Source organism: Silvania sp., assembly GCF_051656365.1.
Taxonomy (GTDB): Bacteria; Pseudomonadota; Gammaproteobacteria; order Enterobacterales; family Enterobacteriaceae; genus Enterobacter; species Enterobacter hatchlandensis.
Window position 1 is genome coordinate 40684 of record NZ_JBOGBT010000017.1, and the last position, 18920, is coordinate 59603.

Sequence of the window (18920 nt, forward strand, 5' to 3'; positions counted from 1 at the left end):
GGTAAGTCAAAATGATCGCCATAAATCATAGCGCGATTAATGTTTAAGCGAACACCTATTCGCCTGCAAAATCAGAGAATAAACCCTGCACCCTGCTCTGGGTTTATGGCACACTGCGCTCTTCGCACGGTCTGGCCGCGACTATCCGGCGGTTTTTGATGAGAGAGTAAACGAGATGAAATGGCTTTGTTCTGTAGGTATCGCTGTGAGTCTGGCGTTGCAACCTGCGCTGGCAGATGACCTGTTTGGCAATCATCCGCTGACGCCGGAAGCCCGGGACGCATTTGTTACTGACTTGCTCACAAAAATGTCGGTCGATGAGAAAATCGGCCAGCTGCGTTTGATCAGCGTCGGCCCGGATAACCCGAAAGAGGCGATTCGCGAGATGATCAAGGCCGGGCAGGTGGGGGCGATTTTCAACACCGTCACCCGTCAGGATATCCGCAAAATGCAGGATCAGGTGATGGAACTCAGCCATCTGAAAATTCCCCTGTTCTTTGCCTATGACGTGGTCCACGGTCAGCGTACCGTCTTTCCGATAAGCCTCGGGCTGGCCTCTTCCTTTAATCTTGATGCAGTGAAAACGGTCGGACGTGTCTCGGCCTATGAAGCGGCGGACGACGGCCTGAACATGACCTGGGCGCCGATGGTGGATGTCTCGCGCGATCCGCGCTGGGGCCGCGCCTCGGAAGGCTTTGGTGAAGACACTTACCTGACCGCGACGATGGGCAAAACCATGGTTGAAGCAATGCAGGGCAAAAGCCCGGCGGATCGCTATGCGGTGATGACCAGCGTTAAGCACTTCGCCGCCTACGGTGCCGTCGAAGGCGGGAAAGAGTACAACACCGTTGATATGAGCCCGCAGCGCCTGTTCAACGACTATATGCCGCCGTACAAAGCGGGGCTGGATGCGGGCAGCGGCGCGGTAATGGTGGCGCTGAACTCCCTGAACGGCACCCCGGCGACCTCCGACGCCTGGCTGCTGAAAGACGTCCTGCGCGACCAGTGGGGCTTTAAGGGCATCACCGTGTCCGACCATGGGGCGATCAAAGAGCTGATTAAACACGGCGCGGCATCCGATCCGGAAGATGCGGTCCGCGTGGCGCTGAAGTCCGGCATCAACATGAGTATGAGCGACGAGTACTACAGCAAATACCTGCCGGGGCTGATTAAAAGCGGCAAAGTCACGATGGCCGAGCTGGATGACGCCGCCCGCCACGTGCTGAACGTGAAGTATGACATGGGGCTGTTTAACGATCCGTACAGCCACCTGGGGCCAGTAGAGTCCGATCCAGAAGACACCAACGCCGAAAGCCGCCTGCACCGCAAAGAGGCGCGCGACGTGGCGCGTGAAAGCCTGGTGCTGCTGAAGAACCGTCTCGAGACGCTGCCGCTGAGCAAATCCGGCACCGTTGCGGTGGTGGGGCCGCTGGCTGACAGCAAGCGTGACGTGATGGGCAGCTGGTCTGCCGCAGGCGTGGCGGATCAATCTGTGACCGTGCTGACCGGCATCCAGAATGCGCTTGGTGACAAGGGCAAGGTGATTTACGCCAAAGGTGCGAACGTCACCGGCGACCAGGATATCGTCACCTTCCTCAACCAGTACGAAGAGGCGGTGAAGGTCGATCCGCGTCCGGCGCAGGAGATGATTGACGAAGCGGTGAATGCGGCGAAACAGTCTGACGTGGTGGTTGCCGTGGTGGGTGAAGCCCAGGGGATGGCGCATGAAGCATCGAGCCGTACCGATATCACCCTCCCGCAGAGCCAGAAGGCGCTGATTGCCGCGCTGAAAGCCACCGGCAAACCGCTGGTACTGGTGCTGATGAACGGTCGTCCGCTGGCGCTGGTAGAAGAGAATCAGCAGGCTGACGCGATTCTGGAAACCTGGTTCGCCGGCACCGAGGGCGGTAACGCCATTGCCGACGTGCTGTTCGGCGATTACAACCCGTCGGGCAAACTGCCGATGTCCTTCCCGCGCTCCGTGGGGCAGATCCCGGTTTACTACAGCCACCTGAATACCGGTCGCCCGTATAACGCCGATAAGCCGAACAAGTACACCTCGCGCTATTTCGACGAAGCCAACGGCCCGCTGTATCCGTTCGGTTATGGCCTGAGCTACACCAGCTTCACCGTGTCTGACGTAAAAATGTCCTCGCCGACCATGGCACGTGACGGCAGCGTGACCGCCAGTGTGGAAGTGACCAACAGCGGCAAACGTGAAGGGGCGACGGTAATGCAGCTGTACGTGCAGGATGTCACCGCCTCGATGAGCCGTCCGGTGAAACAGCTGCGCGGTTTTGAGAAGGTGAACCTGAAACCGGGCGAAACCAAAACCGTCAGCTTCCCGATTGACGTCGATGCGCTTAAGTTCTGGAATCAGCAGATGAAATATGACGCTGAGCCGGGCAAATTCAACGTCTTTATTGGCGTTGATTCTGCCCGCGTGAACAAAGGCGAGTTCGAACTGCTGTAAACCCGGCAATAGCCAAACGGGGTCGGTCCACGTCATTCGTGACCGGCCCCGCAATTTTTCTTCCCTTGGTCCTCAAACGCGGTTAACCCTCGCTTTTATCCCGCACGCCTGATGATGAACTGTGATGATTTTCACATTTCATCGCTGCATTGCCTGCCAAAACGTGAACCCCATCAAAAGCACTTTGCGGTGCGTCATCCCGCCGTGATGCTGTTCACTCTTCGTTAAAAATCCGCGGAATCCCCCCGCCAGCCATGGCCTGAAACGGCGTTAAATGCCCGTCACTTAACAGCTGACAGGTATTCACATGAAGCTCTCCTTAGATGATGTCAATCTCGACCGCAGCGGTCTGTCTCTTGTCACCCACACCCTGCAGGGCGTAATCGATACCCTGGCGCAGGCGGGTGGCGGCACGCTGGTGGTGACACCCGGCACTTACTTGACTGGCACGCTGGTGTTGCCGTCACACTTCACCCTGCACCTGGAGGCGGGCGCGCGTCTGCTGGCCAGCCCGCAGGAGGCTGACTATCAGGCTGTCGAAACGCAAAGCATGGCGGAGCTGTCGCGGATGGCGCTGCTGTACGCTCGCGATGCGCAGCACCTGACTCTCAGCGGTGCAGGCTGTATCGACGGTAACGCCCGCGCCTGGTTTGCTCCACAGCCTGATGCCCAGGGCTATCGCCAGCCGAAAACCCACCGCCCGCGTATGCTGGTACTGGAGGGCTGCCAGCAGGTGCGGGTCGCGGATATCACCTTGTGCGACGCGCCGATGTGGACCGCGCATCTGGTCTGCTGTAAACACGTTTTTATCAACAACCTCACCATCGACAACGATCTGACGCTCTCCAATACCGATGCGCTGGATATCGACAGCTGCCAGCATGTTCACCTCAGCAACAGCTATTTCAGCGCTGCCGATGACGGCATCTGCCTGAAAACCACCGCCAAAGCGGCGGAACTTCAGCAGGCGACAGAGAACGTCACGGTCAGTAACTGCATCATCCGCTCGAAGAGCTGCGCGATCAAAGTCGGGACCGAAACCTTCGCCGATATCCGCAATATCGCCGTTAACAACTGCGTTATCTTCGAATCCAACCGCGCCATTGGCCTGGTCTCCCGCGATGGTGGCCAGTTCAGCCAGATGCTGTTCAGCAATATTCTCTTCGACTGTCACCACGGCGACCCGTGCCACTGGGGCAAAGCCGATCCGGTGTTTGTCTCGGTTCGCCATCGCGCACCGGATATCGCACCGGGGCAGATTCGCCAGGTCACCTTTTCCAACCTCAGCGGTAGCGGGGAGGGGGCCATCAACCTGCACAGCGACATTCCGGGCGCGATTCGCGACGTTACCTTCAACGGCCTGACCTTCTCCCAGCAGTTGAGCGTGAGCGACGAGCAGGGCAGCTACGACGTGCGCCCGCCCTGCAATCCCGAGCGACCAACCGGGATGGGGCTGGATAACGCCTATCTCGTCAACCCGCAAACCGGGCGTGCGCACGGGGTTGAGCCTTATCCGCACGGTCTGCCTGCGCTGTATGCCACCGGCGTTCAGGGATTACAGCTTAATGGCCTCACCATTACCCGTCCGCAGCCGCTCCCGGCAGGCTGGGATGACGAGGCGATCCGGGTTTATCCGGTACAGTCAGGAAACAGAAAATGATAAAAAAAGTGCGTGAAATAAAACTGCGTAACTACGTCTGCTACGGACTGGCCGACGTGATCGGCTCCGGCGCGTTTACGCTGGTCAGCGCCTGGCTGCTGTTCTTCTTAACCACTTTCTGCGGGCTCTCGCCGATCGAAGCGGGTTCGCTGTTTGCAGTGGCGCGCATTGTCGATGTGATCATGTGTCCGGTCATCGGTTACGTTTCCGATAACTTCCATAAAACGGCACTCGGCCGTCGCTTTGGCCGCCGCCGCTTCTTCCTGCTGGCCAGTATTCCGCTGGTGTCGGTTTACAGCCTGCTGTGGGTCGAAGGCTTCAACTACTGGATGTACCTGCTGTTCTACATTTTGTTTGAGATCGTCTACACCATGATCATCATCCCTTACGACACCCTGTCGGCAGAGATGACCTCTGATTTCAACAAGCGTTCTAAGCTCACCAGCGCCCGCATGTACATTGCCCAGTTGGCCGGTTTTGCCGCCGCGTTCCTGCCGGGGCGTCTGGTGGCGTACTTCGGCCCGGAGTCGTCAGATTCGTTCTTTTATACCGGGGCCATCTTCACCGTCTCCTTTATGATCGTGCTGTTCTTTGTCTACTTCGGGACCTGGGAACGAACGCTTGAGGAGATCCAGCAGAGCGAAGTCCACGACGAAGAAGAAGAGAAAGAGCCGCTGGCGACCCGCATCTACCATATCTATTACGATTTCGTCTCGACTCTGAAAATCAAAACCTTCCGTTCGCATCTGGGGATGTACCTCGGCGGCTCGGTAGCTCAGGATATTTTTAACTCGGTGTTTACCTATTTCGTGGTCTTTGCCCTGATGACCTCGTCGGTGATGGCCTCGAACCTGCTTGGCGTGATCAACGCTCTGCAGTTCTTTGGCGTAGGCATTGCCACCTGGCTGACCCTGCGCTATTCCCCGTCCCGCGCCTTTGCCACTCAGGCGTCGATGGGGCTGGTGGCCTTCGCGCTGCTGGTGTCGGCCTACTTCAGCGAAACCAGCGGCATGGTGATGCTGTACGCCGGAGCGGCGATTGCCGGTCTGGCACGCGGCGGGATCTATGCCATTCCATGGAATAACTACACCTTCGTGGCGGACGTGGATGAGATCCTCACCTGCCAGCGGCGGGAGGGGATCTTCGCTGGCTTTATGAGCCTGCTGCGTAAAGCCTCGCAGGCGATGTCGATTTTCCTCGTCGGGGTGGCGCTGCAGATGTCCGGCTTTGTCTCCGGTCAGAGCGCTCAGCCCCAGTCGGCCATCAACATGATCATGGTGATCATGATTGTGCTCCCGGTGATCCTCACCCTCTGGGGGATCTGGTCGGCCTTCCAGTTCCGCGTTAACAGCCGGACGCACGCCATTCTTAACGACGAGGTGGCGCGCCTGAAGCAGGGCGGCAGCAAAGCCAGCGTCAGTGCAGAAAACCGCCGGGTCATCGAAAGCCTGACCGGGATGCCGTACGAACACTGCTGGGGCGACAACACCGTGGGTTATCTCAACCGCAAACGGATGCTGGCGCGCCAGAGCCCGGCGCAGTTGACCAACGCCTGATCCTCCAACCCGGACCGGGCTTGTGCGCCCGGTCTGCTCAAGACGAAGCAAAATGACAGAACACAGCGTATACATTCAGCACGGGCTCTGGGCCAGGCTGGGACTCCCCCGCGAACTGAGTTGGGGCTTTATCGGGATTTTTCTCTTCATTACCGGGGCCACCATCGAGCAGAGCTGGCTGGCCTCGATGCTGCAACACCGCGGTTTCGACGCCTTCCACATCAGCCTGCTGTCGTCAGTGTTTGGCCTGTGCGTGGCGGTGGTGTCGTGGTTCTCCGGAATAGGCGCAGGCGTGCTTGGCCTGCGCCGTCTGATGTGGGCGGCGACGGCGGTCTACTTTATCGGCTCGATTCCGTTTATCGGCTATGCCCTGCCGCAGGGGAACTACCCGCTGATGGTAGCGAGCTATGCCCTGCGCGGCGTGGCCTATCCACTGTTTGCCTACTCGTTTCTGGTGTGGATTAACCAGCGCTGCGAGCCGCGTATTCTCGGACGCGCGGTCTCCTGGTTCTGGATCGCCTTTGGGGTGGGGATGACCATCGTCGGGCCCTGGTACTCCGGGGTGATGCTGCCCGCCATTGGCGAAACCGCCACCCTGCTGAGCGGCTTTGTTTTTGTGGTGCTGGGGGCGGTCTGTGCGCTGGTGCTGAACCAGGACCGCCCGGAGGTGGAGCAGGGCGGCAGCATGGGCGCGGCCCTGAGCGAAGGAATCAGGGTGCTGGTGCGCGAGCCGACAATGCGTCTCGCGGTAATCGTCAAAACCATCAACGATATTGGCAAATTTTCGCTGGTGATCCTGATGCCGGTCTACCTGCCGCACTTTGGCTTCAGCATTGCGCAATGGCTCACCATCTGGGGGCTGGTAAACGTGGTCAACATCTTCGCCAGCTACTTCTTTGGCTGGCTGGGCGACACCATCGGCTGGCGCAATACGGTGGTCTGGTTCTCCGGCACCCTCTGCGGACTGGCGATGCTGGCGGTGTGCTATGCCCCAGTGCTGTTTGGCAACAGTGAAACCGCGCTGTTCTGCGCCCTGGCGCTGTACGCCATCGGGCTGGGCGCTTTCGGGCCGCTCAGCGCGCTGATCCCGTCGCTGCTCCCGGATAACAAAGGCGCGGCCATTTCGTGTCTGAATCTGGGGTCCGGGCTGAGTAACTTTGTCGGGCCGCTGATCGTTACCCTGTGCGTAGCCCCGTTCGGCGTCGAGGGGACGCTGTGGGTCATCGCCATTCTGTACTTTGCTGCCAGCGTGCTGACCCTGCCGTTAAAACTGCCGGAGTTGCGCTAAACGCCCGCTTATCGTCTACGCTTTTCTCTCAAGCCTCTGAAAACGGCGGCAAAATAATGAGGGCATTGGAATGACGATCTCAAAGGGGATTTTAGGCTCGGCGGCGCTGCTGGCGGCGCTGAGCCTGCCATTACAGGCGGCGGAGCCGATTAAAGTCGGGTCGAAAATCGATACAGAAGGCGCCCTGCTCGGCAATATCATTTTGCAGGTGCTGGAAAGCCACGGCGTGAAAACGGTCAATAAAGTTCAGCTTGGCACCACCCCGGTGGTGCGCGGAGCGATCACCTCTGGCGAGCTGGATATCTACCCGGAGTACACTGGCAACGGAGCCTTCTTCTTCAAAGATGAAAACGACCCGGCATGGAAAAATGCAAAGAATGGGTATGAGAAAGTCAAAAAGCTTGATGCCGAAAAGAACCACCTGATCTGGCTGACCCCGGCCCCGGCCAACAACACCTGGACCATTGCGGTGCGCAAGGATCTGGCGGAAAAAGGCAAACTCACCTCGCTGGACGATCTCAGCCGCTACCTGAAAGAGAAAGGGGACTTTAAGCTGGCCGCCTCGGCCGAGTTTATCGAGCGCCCGGATGCCCTGCCGGCGTTTGAAAAAGCCTATGACTTTAAGCTCGATCAGAGCCAGCTCCTGTCGCTGGCGGGCGGCGATACCGCAGTGACCATTAAAGCGGCGGCCCAGCAGACCTCCGGCGTGAACGCGGCGATGGCTTACGGCACCGACGGCCCGGTCGCGGCGCTCGGTCTGCAAACCCTGACCGACCCGAAAGGCGTTCAGCCGATCTATGCCCCGACCCCGGTGGTGCGCGAGGCGGTGCTGAAAGCCTATCCGCAGCTGGACGCGTGGCTGAAGCCGGTGTTTGCCAGCCTCGACGAGAAAACCCTGCAGCAGCTGAATGCCAGCATTGCAGTCGAAGGGCTGGATGCCAAAAAAGTGGCGGCAGATTACCTGAAGCAAAAAGGGCTGGTGAAGTAGCCCCAGGATTGTTCGGTGCCAATACGATGTCATAACCGCGTCCTGCTACTGCTGGCGATGATTGCCGTGGTTGCAGGCGCGCTGCCGTTTGTGAATTTCGCCCCTAACCGGCTGATGTCCGGGGTAGGGCGCGCGGCATGGCAGGTGTGGTCGTTTTCGCCTGCGCTGCTGTTCCTGCCGCTGGGCCTGCTGCTGGGGTTAACCCTGGTGCGCGGGCGCTGGGCGCTGGTTGCGACGCTGGCGGTCTGCCAACTGCTGTTTACCCTGCTGGTCTGGAGCGCCGGGCTTGCCGCCTCGCACCTCGCCAGCAGTGAAAGCCCGCTGGCGCGCACCGGCGTGGGCAGCGGCCTGTGGCTGTGGCTGGCATTGAGCCTGCTGGCCTGTAGCGATGTTATCCGCCGACTCAGCCCGCAGCCGCTCTGGCGCTGGCTGCTGCAGGCGCAAATCTGGATCCTGCCATTATTGCTGCTTTTTCACGGCGAACTTAACGCCCTGTCGCTGCTCAAGGAGTATGCCAACCGGCAGGATGTCTTTAATGAGGCCCTGACACAGCATCTGACCCTGCTGCTGGGGACCCTGTTTCCGGCGCTGCTGATGGGCGTACCGCTGGGGATGTTCTGCTATCGCCAGCCGCGCTATCAGGGACCGGTTTTTGCGGTGCTGAACGTTATTCAGACCATTCCCTCGGTGGCACTGTTTGGCCTGCTGATTGCGCCCCTGGCCGGACTGACCCGTGCCTGGCCCTGGCTGTCGTCGCTGGGTATTGCCGGGACCGGCATGACCCCGGCGCTGATTGCCCTGGTGCTTTACGCCCTGTTGCCGCTGGCGCGCGGGGTGTTGGCGGGGCTGAGCCAGGTGCCAGCCGAGGTGCTGGAGAGCGCCGACGCGATGGGAATGAATAGCAGGCAACGCTTCTGGCAGATCCAGCTGGCGCTGGCGCTGCCGGTGCTGCTGCGCGGCCTGCGAGTGGTGGCGGTGCAGACGGTAGGGATGGCGGTGATTGCGGCGTTGATTGGCGCAGGGGGATTTGGTGCGCTGGTGTTCCAGGGGCTGCTGAGCAGCGCCCTCGATCTGGTGCTGCTGGGCGTGGTGCCGACCATTGCGCTGGCGGTGGTGATCGACGCCCTGTTCGCGCTGTGGATAGCCCTGCTCAAAAGGAGTTCCAATGATTGAGTTTCATGATGTAAGCAAAACTTTTGCCGGGCAACCCGCCGTCAACAACCTGAACCTGACCTTTGCCGAAGGGGCCTTCTCGGTGCTGATTGGCACCTCGGGCTCGGGCAAATCCACCACCCTGAAGATGATCAACCGGCTGGTAGAGCATGACAGCGGTCTGATCCGCTTCGCCGGGGAGGAGATCCGCAGCCTGCCGATGCTGGCGCTGCGTCGGCGGATGGGTTATGCCATTCAGTCGATTGGCCTGTTTCCGCACTGGACGGTGGCGCGCAACATTGCCACCGTGCCGCAGCTACAAAAATGGCCCCGGCAAAAAATTAACGATCGTGTGGATGAACTGATGGCCCTGCTGGGGCTGGATCCGGTGCTGCGGGAGCGCTATCCGCACCAGCTCTCTGGCGGCCAGCAGCAGCGGGTCGGCGTGGCGCGTGCTCTGGCGGCTAACCCGGAGGTGCTGCTGATGGACGAACCCTTCGGCGCGCTCGATCCGGTCACCCGCGGTGCGCTGCAGATGGAGATGACCCGCATTCACCGTATTCTCGGGCGCACCATTATTCTGGTGACCCACGATATCGATGAAGCCCTGCGGCTGGCCGATCATCTGGTGCTGATGGATCACGGCAACGTGGTGCAGCAGGGCACGCCCCTGACCCTGCTGACCCAGCCGGAGAATGCCTTTGTACGCGAATTTTTTGGCCGCAGCGAGCTGGGCGTGCGCCTGCTGTCGCTGCGTACGGTAGGCGGATCCATGCGCCAGGAGATTGCCCCAAGCGACGCCACCCCATTGCGCGACGCCATGAGCCTGCGGGATGCGCTCTCGGCGTTTGTCACCTGTCGCTGCGAAGCCCTGCCGGTGGTCAATGAGCACAATCAGCCGTGCGGCACCCTTTATTTTCGCGATCTGCTGCGAACGGAGGTGGGGGATGATGTGGCTCCGTGATCCGCTCCTGTGGCTGGTGACGCTGTTTATCGCCCTGCTGCTGGTGATGCCCTACAGCGCACCGCTGTTCAGCGCGCTGTTTCCTGCGCTGCCGCGCCCGGTCTATCAGCAGGAGAGCTTTCTCAGCCTGACGCTTTCCCACTTCTGGCTGGTGGGGGTCTCCAGCGTCCTGGCGATGGCGCTGGGGATCGGCGCCGGGATCGCCGTCACTCGCGAGGCTGGACGCGAGTTTCGCCCGTTGGTCGAGACCATTGCGGCGGTCGGACAGACCTTTCCGCCGGTGGCGGTGCTGGCGATTGCGGTGCCGGTAATGGGTTTTGGTCAGCAGCCGGCAATTGTCGCTCTGATCCTCTACGGCGTGCTGCCGATTTTACAGGCGACGCTGGCAGGCCTGGCGGCGGTACCTGCGGCGGCCATCAGCGTGGCTGAGGGGATGGGAATGAGCGGCTGGCAGCGTCTGCGCAACGTCGAGCTGCCGCTGGCGGCACCGGTGATGCTGGCCGGGATCCGCACCTCTGTCATCATTAATATCGGGACGGCGGCGATTGCCTCTACGGTGGGGGCGAACACGCTGGGAACGCCGATCATTATCGGCTTAAGCGGCTTTAATACCGCCTACATCATTCAGGGGGCTGTGCTGGTGGCGCTGGCAGCGATTGTGGTGGATCGCGCGTTTGAGCGGCTGGCGCAGAGACTCAGCCGACACCGCCGCGAACAATAAACGAATAGCCTGCCAGCATCACGCCGCCGATACCGCTGACAGCCATGAGAACGAACAGGGTAATAACGGCCACTTTGGCTGCGTTCATAATGTGCTCCTTATGTTATCGGCACGATTATACGGTGAAGCGCAGGTGTTAATGAACCATTAATTGCCGTTTAGCGGGAACACCGGATAACCATTTTCCTGCCACCGGGTAAGCTGCTGCTGCTGAGCGGCCGTAGGCGACTCGCCACACCACACCAGCAGCGTCTGGCCATCGAACAGCTCCGGGCGCAGCTGCACCAGCGAGTGCGCCAGCACATCGACTCGCCAGCCCTGCTGGGCGGCAATCCACGCTTCCAGCCACAGGCGGGTGGTGTCGTGAACATTCCAGCCGACCACCAGCGCATCTTTGCTGTTCTTCTTGCGCGCCGAGGCCAGGCAAATACAGATGTAGTTAATCAGTACGCCATCCAGCGCGCTGAGCAGGGCCTGAAGGGTGGGTTGTTGTGATTGCAGGCGTCGACGTAGCGGAATGAAAAGAGAGGTAATTAAGGTCTGGGCCGGGTATTCGCTGCCTCGCTCCTTGAGCCACACGCGCAGGCGATGCAGATGACCGCACTGGAGATAGCGCAGCAGCACCTCCTGCTGTTCACGCCAGATATCCTGTTCATCGCTGTTTTCCGGGCTCAGCAACGATTTGACTTTGCCCACCTGGACGCCATTATCGATCCAGCCTTTAATCTCACGGATCCGGTCGATATCGGCATCATTGAACAGGCGGTGTCCACCGTCGGTTCGCTGCGGTTTAAGTAATCCATAACGCCGCTGCCATGCTCGTAACGTTACAGGATTGATATCACACAGGAGTGCTACTTCCCCTATCGTATACAGCGCCATGGAATCCCCCGGCTTGCGCTTACCCAGATTAACTGTAGTCGCAGATTGTCGAACCAGGAAGGGCTGCTCTTTTTTTGCACAAAAAATGCGATAATCAGATTATGTTAAGGAAAAGATGTGACGCTGGACACGAAAAACCATCTTTCCAGAACGGCCACAAAGAAAGTTACAGCGCATCAGTGTATGTTACGCGCTTTTAGAGTTTTCGGTTTCCAGGTATGTACGAATTTAATCTGGTGTTGCTGCTGCTACAGCAGATGTGCGTGTTTCTGGTCATCGCCTGGCTGATGAGTAAAACGCGGCTGTTTATTCCTCTGATGCAGGTTACCGTTCGCCTGCCCCACAAGCTGCTCTGCTATGTCACGTTCTCGATTTTCTGCATCCTGGGCACCTATCTGGGCCTGCATATTGAGGATTCTATCGCCAACACCCGTGCCATTGGCGCGGTGATGGGCGGGTTGCTCGGCGGCCCGGTGGTCGGCGGGCTGGTGGGACTCACCGGCGGGCTGCACCGCTACTCAATGGGCGGCATGACCGCCCTGAGCTGTATGATCTCGACCATTGTCGAAGGGCTGCTCGGCGGGCTGGTGCATAGCATTATGGTCCGACGCGGGCGCCCGGATAAAGTCTTTAGCCCGCTGACGGCGGGGGTTGTCACTCTGGTCGCTGAGCTGGTACAGATGCTGATCATCCTGCTGATTGCCCGCCCGTTCGATAATGCCCTGCATCTGGTCGGCAATATTGCCGCGCCGATGATGGTCACCAACACGGTGGGCGCGGCGCTGTTTATGCGCATTCTGCTCGACAAGCGGGCGATGTTTGAAAAGTATACTTCTGCCTTTTCGGCTACCGCGCTGAAGGTAGCGGCCTCAACGGAGGGGATCCTGCGGCAGGGCTTTAACGAAGAGAACAGCATGAAGGTGGCACAGGTGCTGCACCAGGAGCTGGATATCAGCGCCGTCGCCATCACCGATCGCGAGCGGCTGCTGGCCTTTACCGGTACCGGCGACGATCATCATCTGCCCGGCAAACCGATCTCCTCCACCTATACGCTGCGGGCCATTGAAACCGGGGAAGTGGTGTACGCCGACGGCAATGAAGTGCCGTACCGCTGTTCGCTGCACCCGCAATGCAAGCTGGGCTCGACGCTGGTGATTCCCCTGCGCGGCGAAAACCAGCGGGTGATGGGTACCATCAAGCTGTATGAAGCTAAAAACCGGCTGTTCAGCTCCATCAACCGTACCCTCGGGGAGGGGATTGCCCAGCTGCTGTCGGCGCAGATCCTCGCCGGGCAGTACGAGCGGCAGAAGGCGCTGCTGACCCAGTCGGAAATCAAGCTGCTGCATGCCCAGGTCAATCCGCATTTCCTGTTTAACGCCCTTAATACCCTGAAGGCGGTGATCCGTCGGGACAGCGATCAGGCGAGCCACCTGGTGCAGTTTCTGTCGACTTTTTTCCGTAAAAACCTGAAGCGGCCGTCCGAAATTGTCACCCTCGCCGATGAGATTGAGCACGTGAATGCCTATCTGCAAATCGAGAAGGCGCGCTTCCAGTCCCGCCTGCAGGTGCAGCTCTCGGTGCCGGATGAGCTGGCCTGGCAGCAGTTGCCCGCCTTCACCTTACAACCGATTGTGGAAAATGCGATCAAGCACGGGACGTCGCAGCTGCTGGGCACCGGCGAGATAGCCATTACCGCCAGCCGCTTCAATGGCTATCTGGTGCTGGATATTGAAGATAACGCCGGGCTGTATACCTCTGCGCAAGAGGACGGCGGCCTGGGGATGGGGTTGGTAGATAAACGCCTGCGTGCCCACTTTGGTGAGAATTGCGGGATCACCGTCGCCTGCGAGCCGGACCGATTTACCCGCATAACCTTAAGACTGCCTCTGGAGGAACACGCATGTTAAATGTGCTGATTGTTGATGATGAGCCTCTGGCGCGGGAGAATCTGCGCTTCCTGCTGCAGGGGCAGAGCGATATCGAGATTGTCGGTGAGTGCGCCAACGCCATCGAAGCCATCGGCGCGGTGCATAAACTGCGCCCGGATGTGCTGTTTCTGGATATTCAGATGCCGCGTATCAGCGGCCTGGAGCTGGTGGGGATGCTCGACCCGGAGCACCGGCCCTATATTGTGTTTCTCACCGCCTTTGATGAGTACGCGGTAAAAGCGTTCGAAGAGCATGCCTTCGACTACCTGCTGAAACCCATTGAAGAGCCGCGGCTGGAAAAGACCCTGAGCCGCCTGCGTCAGGAGCGTAGCGTGCAGGATGTGTCGCTGCTGGCGGAAAACCAGCAGCCGCTGAAGTTTATCCCCTGTTCCGGCCACAGCCGTATTTATCTGCTGCAAATGGACGACGTGGCCTTTGTCAGCAGCCGGATGAGTGGGGTATTTGTTACCAGCCACGAAGGCAAAGAGGGCTTTACCGAACTGACGCTGAGAACGCTGGAGAGCCGCACGCCACTGCTGCGCTGTCATCGTCAGTTTCTGGTCAATCTGGCGCATCTGAAAGAGATCCGTCTGGAGGAGAACGGGCAGGCGGAGCTGGTGCTGAGGGCAGGGCAGACGGTACCGGTCAGCCGTCGCTATCTGAAGAGCCTGAAAGAGGCGATAGGGCTGTAAAACTGGTACACTGCGCCCATCGCTTCACCGACAGTTAAAGGCACTCATGCTTAGTAATGACATTCTTCGTAGCCTGCGCTACACCCTGAAAGCAAATAATAACGACATGGTGCGCATTCTTGCACTTGCCGACATGGAAGCCACGTCCGCCGGGTTTGATACCTGGATGACAAAAGAAGATGAGGAGGGATTTATCCGCTGCCCGGATATCATCCTGTCTGGCTTCCTGAATGGTCTGATCTATGACAAGCGCGGCAAAGATGAATCCGCCCCTGAGCTGGCGCTTGAGCGTCGTGTTAACAACAACACGGTGCTGAAAAAGCTGCGTATCGCATTTTCCCTGAAGACCGACGATATTCTGGCGATCATGACCGAGCAAAAGTTCCGTGTCTCTGTCCCGGAAATCACCGCCATGATGCGCGCGGCGGAACATAAAAATTACCGCGAGTGCGGGGATCAGTTTCTGCGTAATTTCCTGCGCGGATTGACCCATCGGGTGCATCACCCGAAAGCGTGATTTTTGCCGGGTAAGGCGACGCCGCCACCCGGTGAAAGGGCATAAAAAAGCCGGAGATAATCTCCGGCTTTTTCGTTTATTTCACCTGATGACCAGGCTGCGCACCGCTGTCCGGGCTTAACAGGAAAATATCTTTCCCACCAGGGCCGGCGGCCATTACCATCCCTTCCGAGATGCCAAAGCGCATTTTACGCGGGGCGAGGTTCGCCACCATCACCGTGTGGCGGCCAATCAACGCCTGCGGATCCGGATATGCGGAGCGGATGCCGGAGAAGACGTTACGCTTCTCGCCGCCCAGATCCAGCGTCAGGCGCAGCAGTTTGTCGGAGCCTTCAACAAATTCCGCGTTTTCAATCAGCGCCACGCGCAGATCGACTTTGGCGAAATCGTCAAAGCTGATGGTCTCCTGAATCGGCTCATCCGCCAGCGGACCGGTGACCGGTGCGGCTGCGGCTTTCACCTCTTCTTTAGAGGCCTCGACCAGCGCTTCAACCTGCTTCATCTCAATGCGGTTATACAGCGCCTTGAACGCGTTCAGCTTATGGCCGAGCAGCGGCTGATTGATGCTATCCCAGCTCAGTTCGGTGTTCAGGAACGCTTCGGTACGTTCTGCCAGCTGCGGCAGAACTGGCTTCAGATAGGACATCAGCACGCGGAACAGGTTGATACCCATGGAGCAGATAGCCTGCAGGTCGGCATCGCGGCCTTCCTGTTTCGCCACCACCCACGGTGCCTGCTCGTCAACGTAGCGGTTGGCCAGATCGGCCAGCGCCATGATTTCGCGGACGGCTTTGCCGAACTCGCGGCTTTCCCACGCATCGCCGATAGTCTGTGCTGCGTCGATAAAGGTCTGGTACAGGGCCGGATCCGCCAGCTCAGCGGCCATCACACCGTCGAAACGCTTGGCGATAAAGCCCGCATTACGCGAGGCAAGGTTGACCACTTTGTTGACGATATCTGCGTTCACGCGCTGGACGAAATCTTCAAGATTCAGGTCGATATCGTCGATGCGGGAAGAGAGCTTCGCCGTGTAGTAGTAGCGCAGGCTGTCCGCGTCAAAATGGTTCAGCCAGGTGCTGGCCTTAATGAACGTCCCGCGCGATTTGGACATCTTCGCGCCGTTGACCGTCACGTAGCCGTGGACGAACAGGTTGGTCGGCTTGCGGAAGTTGCTGCCTTCCAGCATCGCTGGCCAGAACAGGCTGTGGAAGTAGACGATGTCCTTGCCGATAAAGTGATACAGCTCGGCGGTGGAGTCTTTCTTCCAGTATTCATCAAAGCTGACGGTGTCGCCGCGCTTGTCGCACAGGTTCTTGAAGGAACCCATGTAGCCGATTGGCGCATCCAGCCAGACGTAGAAATATTTGCCCGGCGCGTCCGGGATTTCGAAGCCGAAGTACGGTGCATCGCGGGAGATATCCCACTGCTGCAGGCCAGATTCAAACCACTCCTGCATTTTGTTCGCCACCTGCTCCTGCAGCGCACCGCTGCGGGTCCACGCCTGCAGCATCGCGCTGAACGACGGCAGGTCGAAGAAGAAGTGTTCGGAATCACGCATTTCAGGCGTCGCGCCGGAGACCACAGATTTTGGCTCAATCAGCTCAGTCGGGCTGTAGGTCGCGCCGCACACTTCGCAGTTATCGCCATACTGATCCGCAGCCTTACATTTCGGGCAGGTGCCTTTCACAAAACGGTCCGGCAGGAACATGCCTTTTTCCGGATCGTAGAGCTGAGAGATGGTGCGGTTTTTGATAAAACCGTTCTCTTTCAGGCGGGTGTAGATCAGCTCCGATAGCTCGCGGTTCTCGTCGCTGTGCGTCGAGTGGTAGTTATCGTAGCTGATGTCAAAGCCGGCAAAATCGGTCTGATGCTCCTGACTCATTTCGGTGATCATCTGCTCAGGAGAAATTCCCAACTGCTGGGCTTTCAGCATGATCGGCGTGCCGTGGGCGTCGTCCGCGCAGATAAAGTTAACCTGATGGCCGCGCATTCGCTGGTAACGGACCCAGACATCAGCCTGGATATGCTCCAGCATGTGGCCGAGGTGGATTGAACCGTTTGCGTACGGCAGTGCGCACGTTACCAGAATTTTTTTCGCGACTTGAGTCATAGTGGGCATTACTTCTTTTACAGTAAAAAGGGTTTTTGATAGTACCAAAAGGGTCATTATTAAGTAAGCACAAACCATGGCCTTTCAGGTAAACTTGTCTGACAAAGGTCTTATTCACAAGAACAAAGGAGTCGGGATGAGTTCTCAATCCCAGGCCAAATCACCGGAAGCCTTACGCGCAATGGTCGCCGGTACGCTGGCTAATTTTCAGCATCCAACCTTGAAGCATAATCTCACGACGCTGAAAGCGCTGCACCACGTGGCGTGGCTGGATGACACCCTGCATATCGAACTGCAGATGCCGTTTGTCTGGAGCAGCGCGTTTGAGACGCTGAAAGAGCAGTCGAGTGCTGAACTGCTGCGCATCACCGGTGCAAAAGCCATTGACTGGAAGCTGACGCACGCTATCGCCACCCTGAAGCGTGTGAAAAACCACCCGGGCGTAAACGGCGTGAAAAACATTATTGCCATCAGCTCAGGCAAGGGCGGGGTGGGCAAATCATCCACCGCCGTGAACCTGGCGCTGGCGCTGGCCGCAGAAGGGGCAAAGGTCGGTATTCTGGATGCCGATATCTATGGCCCGTCGATCCCCAACATGCTGGGAGCAGAAAACCAACGTCCGACCTCACCTGACGGCACCCATATGGCGCCGATTATGGCCTACGGACTGGCGACCAACTCGATTGGCTATCTGGTGACTGATGATAACGCCATGGTCTGGCGCGGGCCGATGGCCAGCAAAGCGCTGATGCAGATGCTGCAGGAGACGATGTGGCCTGATCTCGATTATCTGGTGCTGGATATGCCTCCGGGTACCGGTGACATTCAGCTGACGCTGGCGCAGAACATCCCGGTTACCGGGGCCGTCGTCGTTACTACGCCGCAGGACATTGCCCTGATCGACGCCAAAAAAGGCATCGTGATGTTCGAAAAAGTGGAGGTGCCGGTGCTGGGCGTGGTCGAAAACATGAGCATGCACATCTGCAGCAACTGTGGCCATCATGAAGCGATCTTTGGCTCCGGTGGCGCAGAGAAGCTGGCGGCGCAGTATCATACCCAACTGCTCGGCCAGATGCCGCTGCATATCACCCTGCGTGAAGATCTGGACAGCGGTAAGCCGACGGTGGTGAACCGTCCTGAGAGTGATTTCACCGAGATGTATCGCCAACTGGCGGATCGTGTCGCCGCGCAGCTTTACTGGCAGGGTGAGATTATCCCGGGGGATATCGCGTTCCGCGCGGTATAAAACATTCAGGCTGCTCGTTGCGGGCAGCCTGAAGTGCAGTAAAAGCGTCGATTAACGGTGGTAGAAGATATCGCCGTTATACACCTTCATAATTTTGCCATCCGTATTCCCCACCAGGACGTAGTTTTCACCCATATAGGTCCAGTGTGTGCCTTCTGCCGGCGCAGGAAGGTTGCGCAAATTGTACTGTTTAATGGTGTACTCAGGCGTCAGGTACTGTGCCGGGGCGAAATCACCAATCTTAAATTTCGTAAAATCGGCAATAAACTCCTTTTCCTCATAGGCCTGGATGCCCGAGGGTGCCGCTGCGGCCTTCGGTGCTGCAAATGCCGCGCTCGCAACTGACATCACTACGCCCAGAAGTAGTAATTTTGCTTTAGTCATTTTTTCTCCAGATTTACCATGGCTGTTACCTTTGCTCTGCTGTTCCCTCATCGAGCAACAGGCGAGCTATTTTATGTTTTTGCCAACTGGCCCGTTGGCGAAAAAATGTAACAAATCTGTTCATTCAGACGTTCAGTCGCGCAGCGCTGACTATTGATGGTATGAATTCTATGTTATTTATACACGCCTTAATCAATAGTTCCTTTTATAGAATCCTAAATGACTGCTACTGACAAAATAATTAATGTCGAATTGTATTTTTTTTATAGCGTAATGTTTATGATGCGTTTGCAATTATTGATCCTGCTTTTGATTTCCCTCTTTTATAATCAATGACCAGGTGGTTATCAGTACGATGA

General features: G+C 58.2%; 16 protein-coding genes. 12 read left to right on the forward strand and 4 right to left on the reverse strand.

Annotated elements, in window-relative coordinates:
* Positions 1-175 precede the first annotated feature (175 nt).
* The 8 genes from bglX (at position 176) to ACRDD5_RS03020 (ending at position 10802) form a co-directional block, all read left to right on the forward strand.
* Positions 176-2473, forward strand: a complete 2298-nt coding sequence (gene bglX, locus ACRDD5_RS02985) for a beta-glucosidase BglX (protein WP_271282733.1) — start codon at positions 176-178, stop codon at positions 2471-2473.
* A 307-nt stretch (positions 2474-2780) separates the two neighbouring features.
* A complete protein-coding gene (locus ACRDD5_RS02990) occupies positions 2781-4133 on the forward strand; it encodes a glycoside hydrolase family 28 protein (RefSeq protein ID WP_438675874.1) in 1353 nt (450 codons plus the stop codon).
* Complete coding sequence (locus tag ACRDD5_RS02995) at positions 4130-5689, forward strand: MFS transporter (protein WP_438675875.1); 1560 nt, start codon at positions 4130-4132, stop codon at positions 5687-5689. The genes ACRDD5_RS02990 and ACRDD5_RS02995 overlap by 4 nt, the downstream gene beginning before the upstream one ends.
* A 52-nt stretch (positions 5690-5741) precedes the next feature.
* Positions 5742-6977 carry an MFS transporter gene (locus ACRDD5_RS03000; protein WP_438675876.1) on the forward strand — a complete coding sequence of 412 codons (1236 nt, stop codon included), beginning with the start codon at positions 5742-5744 and terminating at the stop codon, positions 6975-6977.
* A gap of 70 nt (positions 6978-7047) precedes the next feature.
* A complete protein-coding gene (osmF, locus tag ACRDD5_RS03005; protein WP_271282729.1) occupies positions 7048-7965 on the forward strand; it encodes a glycine betaine ABC transporter substrate-binding protein OsmF in 918 nt (305 codons plus the stop codon).
* 15 nt (positions 7966-7980) lie between these two features.
* The gene (locus ACRDD5_RS03010; RefSeq protein WP_438675877.1) at positions 7981-9138 is read left to right on the forward strand and encodes an ABC transporter permease; all 1158 of its coding nucleotides are present in this window, start codon (positions 7981-7983) and stop codon (positions 9136-9138) included.
* Entirely contained in the window at positions 9131-10081 is a 951-nt protein-coding gene (locus ACRDD5_RS03015) for an ABC transporter ATP-binding protein (RefSeq protein ID WP_438675878.1), read from the forward strand. Before ACRDD5_RS03010 ends, ACRDD5_RS03015 begins: the two co-directional genes overlap by 8 nt.
* The gene (locus ACRDD5_RS03020; RefSeq protein WP_438675879.1) at positions 10065-10802 is read left to right on the forward strand and encodes an ABC transporter permease; all 738 of its coding nucleotides are present in this window, start codon (positions 10065-10067) and stop codon (positions 10800-10802) included. Before ACRDD5_RS03015 ends, ACRDD5_RS03020 begins: the two co-directional genes overlap by 17 nt.
* On the opposite strand, the gene ACRDD5_RS03025 is transcribed toward ACRDD5_RS03020, so the two are convergent.
* Positions 10777-10890: a protein YohO gene (locus ACRDD5_RS03025; protein ID WP_271268768.1), complete on the reverse strand. Its 114-nt coding sequence runs from the start codon at positions 10888-10890 to the stop codon at positions 10777-10779. The genes ACRDD5_RS03020 and ACRDD5_RS03025 overlap by 26 nt on opposite strands.
* A 59-nt stretch (positions 10891-10949) precedes the next feature.
* Positions 10950-11684: an HTH-type transcriptional regulator MlrA gene (gene mlrA, locus ACRDD5_RS03030; RefSeq protein ID WP_271282725.1), complete on the reverse strand. Its 735-nt coding sequence runs from the start codon at positions 11682-11684 to the stop codon at positions 10950-10952.
* A gap of 218 nt (positions 11685-11902) precedes the next feature.
* On the opposite strand from mlrA, the gene ACRDD5_RS03035 reads away from it, so the two are divergent.
* Genes ACRDD5_RS03035 through ACRDD5_RS03045 form a run of 3 tightly spaced genes read left to right on the forward strand, consistent with a single transcriptional unit; the run spans position 11903 to position 14821 of the window.
* Positions 11903-13591: a LytS/YhcK type 5TM receptor domain-containing protein gene (locus ACRDD5_RS03035; RefSeq protein ID WP_438675880.1), complete on the forward strand. Its 1689-nt coding sequence runs from the start codon at positions 11903-11905 to the stop codon at positions 13589-13591.
* Positions 13585-14304: a two-component system response regulator BtsR gene (gene btsR / locus ACRDD5_RS03040; RefSeq protein ID WP_271282723.1), complete on the forward strand. Its 720-nt coding sequence runs from the start codon at positions 13585-13587 to the stop codon at positions 14302-14304. The genes ACRDD5_RS03035 and btsR overlap by 7 nt, the downstream gene beginning before the upstream one ends.
* A gap of 46 nt (positions 14305-14350) precedes the next feature.
* Complete coding sequence (locus ACRDD5_RS03045; RefSeq protein WP_271282722.1) at positions 14351-14821, forward strand: DUF1456 family protein; 471 nt, start codon at positions 14351-14353, stop codon at positions 14819-14821.
* A gap of 76 nt (positions 14822-14897) precedes the next feature.
* Here the strand turns inward: ACRDD5_RS03045 and metG are convergent, their stop codons facing one another.
* Positions 14898-16931: a methionine--tRNA ligase gene (gene metG / locus ACRDD5_RS03050; RefSeq protein ID WP_438675881.1), complete on the reverse strand. Its 2034-nt coding sequence runs from the start codon at positions 16929-16931 to the stop codon at positions 14898-14900.
* Positions 16932-17067: 136 nt separating this feature from the next.
* Between metG and apbC the strand changes: the two genes are divergently transcribed.
* Positions 17068-18177 carry an iron-sulfur cluster carrier protein ApbC gene (apbC, locus tag ACRDD5_RS03055; RefSeq protein WP_438675882.1) on the forward strand — a complete coding sequence of 370 codons (1110 nt, stop codon included), beginning with the start codon at positions 17068-17070 and terminating at the stop codon, positions 18175-18177.
* A gap of 51 nt (positions 18178-18228) precedes the next feature.
* On the opposite strand, the gene ACRDD5_RS03060 is transcribed toward apbC, so the two are convergent.
* Complete coding sequence (locus ACRDD5_RS03060; RefSeq protein ID WP_271282719.1) at positions 18229-18561, reverse strand: RcnB family protein; 333 nt, start codon at positions 18559-18561, stop codon at positions 18229-18231.
* Positions 18562-18920: the final 359 nt, after the last annotated feature.

Coding starts and splice junctions, on each gene's coding strand:
- bglX (WP_271282733.1), top strand. CDS start 176: ATGAAATGGCTTTGTTCTGTAGGTATCGCTGTGAGTCTGGCGTTGCAA.
- ACRDD5_RS02990 (WP_438675874.1), top strand. CDS start 2,781: ATGAAGCTCTCCTTAGATGATGTCAATCTCGACCGCAGCGGTCTGTCT.
- ACRDD5_RS02995 (WP_438675875.1), top strand. CDS start 4,130: ATGATAAAAAAAGTGCGTGAAATAAAACTGCGTAACTACGTCTGCTAC.
- ACRDD5_RS03000 (WP_438675876.1), top strand. CDS start 5,742: ATGACAGAACACAGCGTATACATTCAGCACGGGCTCTGGGCCAGGCTG.
- osmF (WP_271282729.1), top strand. CDS start 7,048: ATGACGATCTCAAAGGGGATTTTAGGCTCGGCGGCGCTGCTGGCGGCG.
- ACRDD5_RS03015 (WP_438675878.1), top strand. CDS start 9,131: ATGATTGAGTTTCATGATGTAAGCAAAACTTTTGCCGGGCAACCCGCC.
- ACRDD5_RS03020 (WP_438675879.1), top strand. CDS start 10,065: ATGATGTGGCTCCGTGATCCGCTCCTGTGGCTGGTGACGCTGTTTATC.
- ACRDD5_RS03025 (WP_271268768.1), bottom strand. CDS start 10,890: ATGAACGCAGCCAAAGTGGCCGTTATTACCCTGTTCGTTCTCATGGCT.
- mlrA (WP_271282725.1), bottom strand. CDS start 11,684: ATGGCGCTGTATACGATAGGGGAAGTAGCACTCCTGTGTGATATCAAT.
- ACRDD5_RS03035 (WP_438675880.1), top strand. CDS start 11,903: ATGTACGAATTTAATCTGGTGTTGCTGCTGCTACAGCAGATGTGCGTG.
- btsR (WP_271282723.1), top strand. CDS start 13,585: ATGTTAAATGTGCTGATTGTTGATGATGAGCCTCTGGCGCGGGAGAAT.
- ACRDD5_RS03045 (WP_271282722.1), top strand. CDS start 14,351: ATGCTTAGTAATGACATTCTTCGTAGCCTGCGCTACACCCTGAAAGCA.
- metG (WP_438675881.1), bottom strand. CDS start 16,931: ATGACTCAAGTCGCGAAAAAAATTCTGGTAACGTGCGCACTGCCGTAC.
- apbC (WP_438675882.1), top strand. CDS start 17,068: ATGAGTTCTCAATCCCAGGCCAAATCACCGGAAGCCTTACGCGCAATG.
- ACRDD5_RS03060 (WP_271282719.1), bottom strand. CDS start 18,561: ATGACTAAAGCAAAATTACTACTTCTGGGCGTAGTGATGTCAGTTGCG.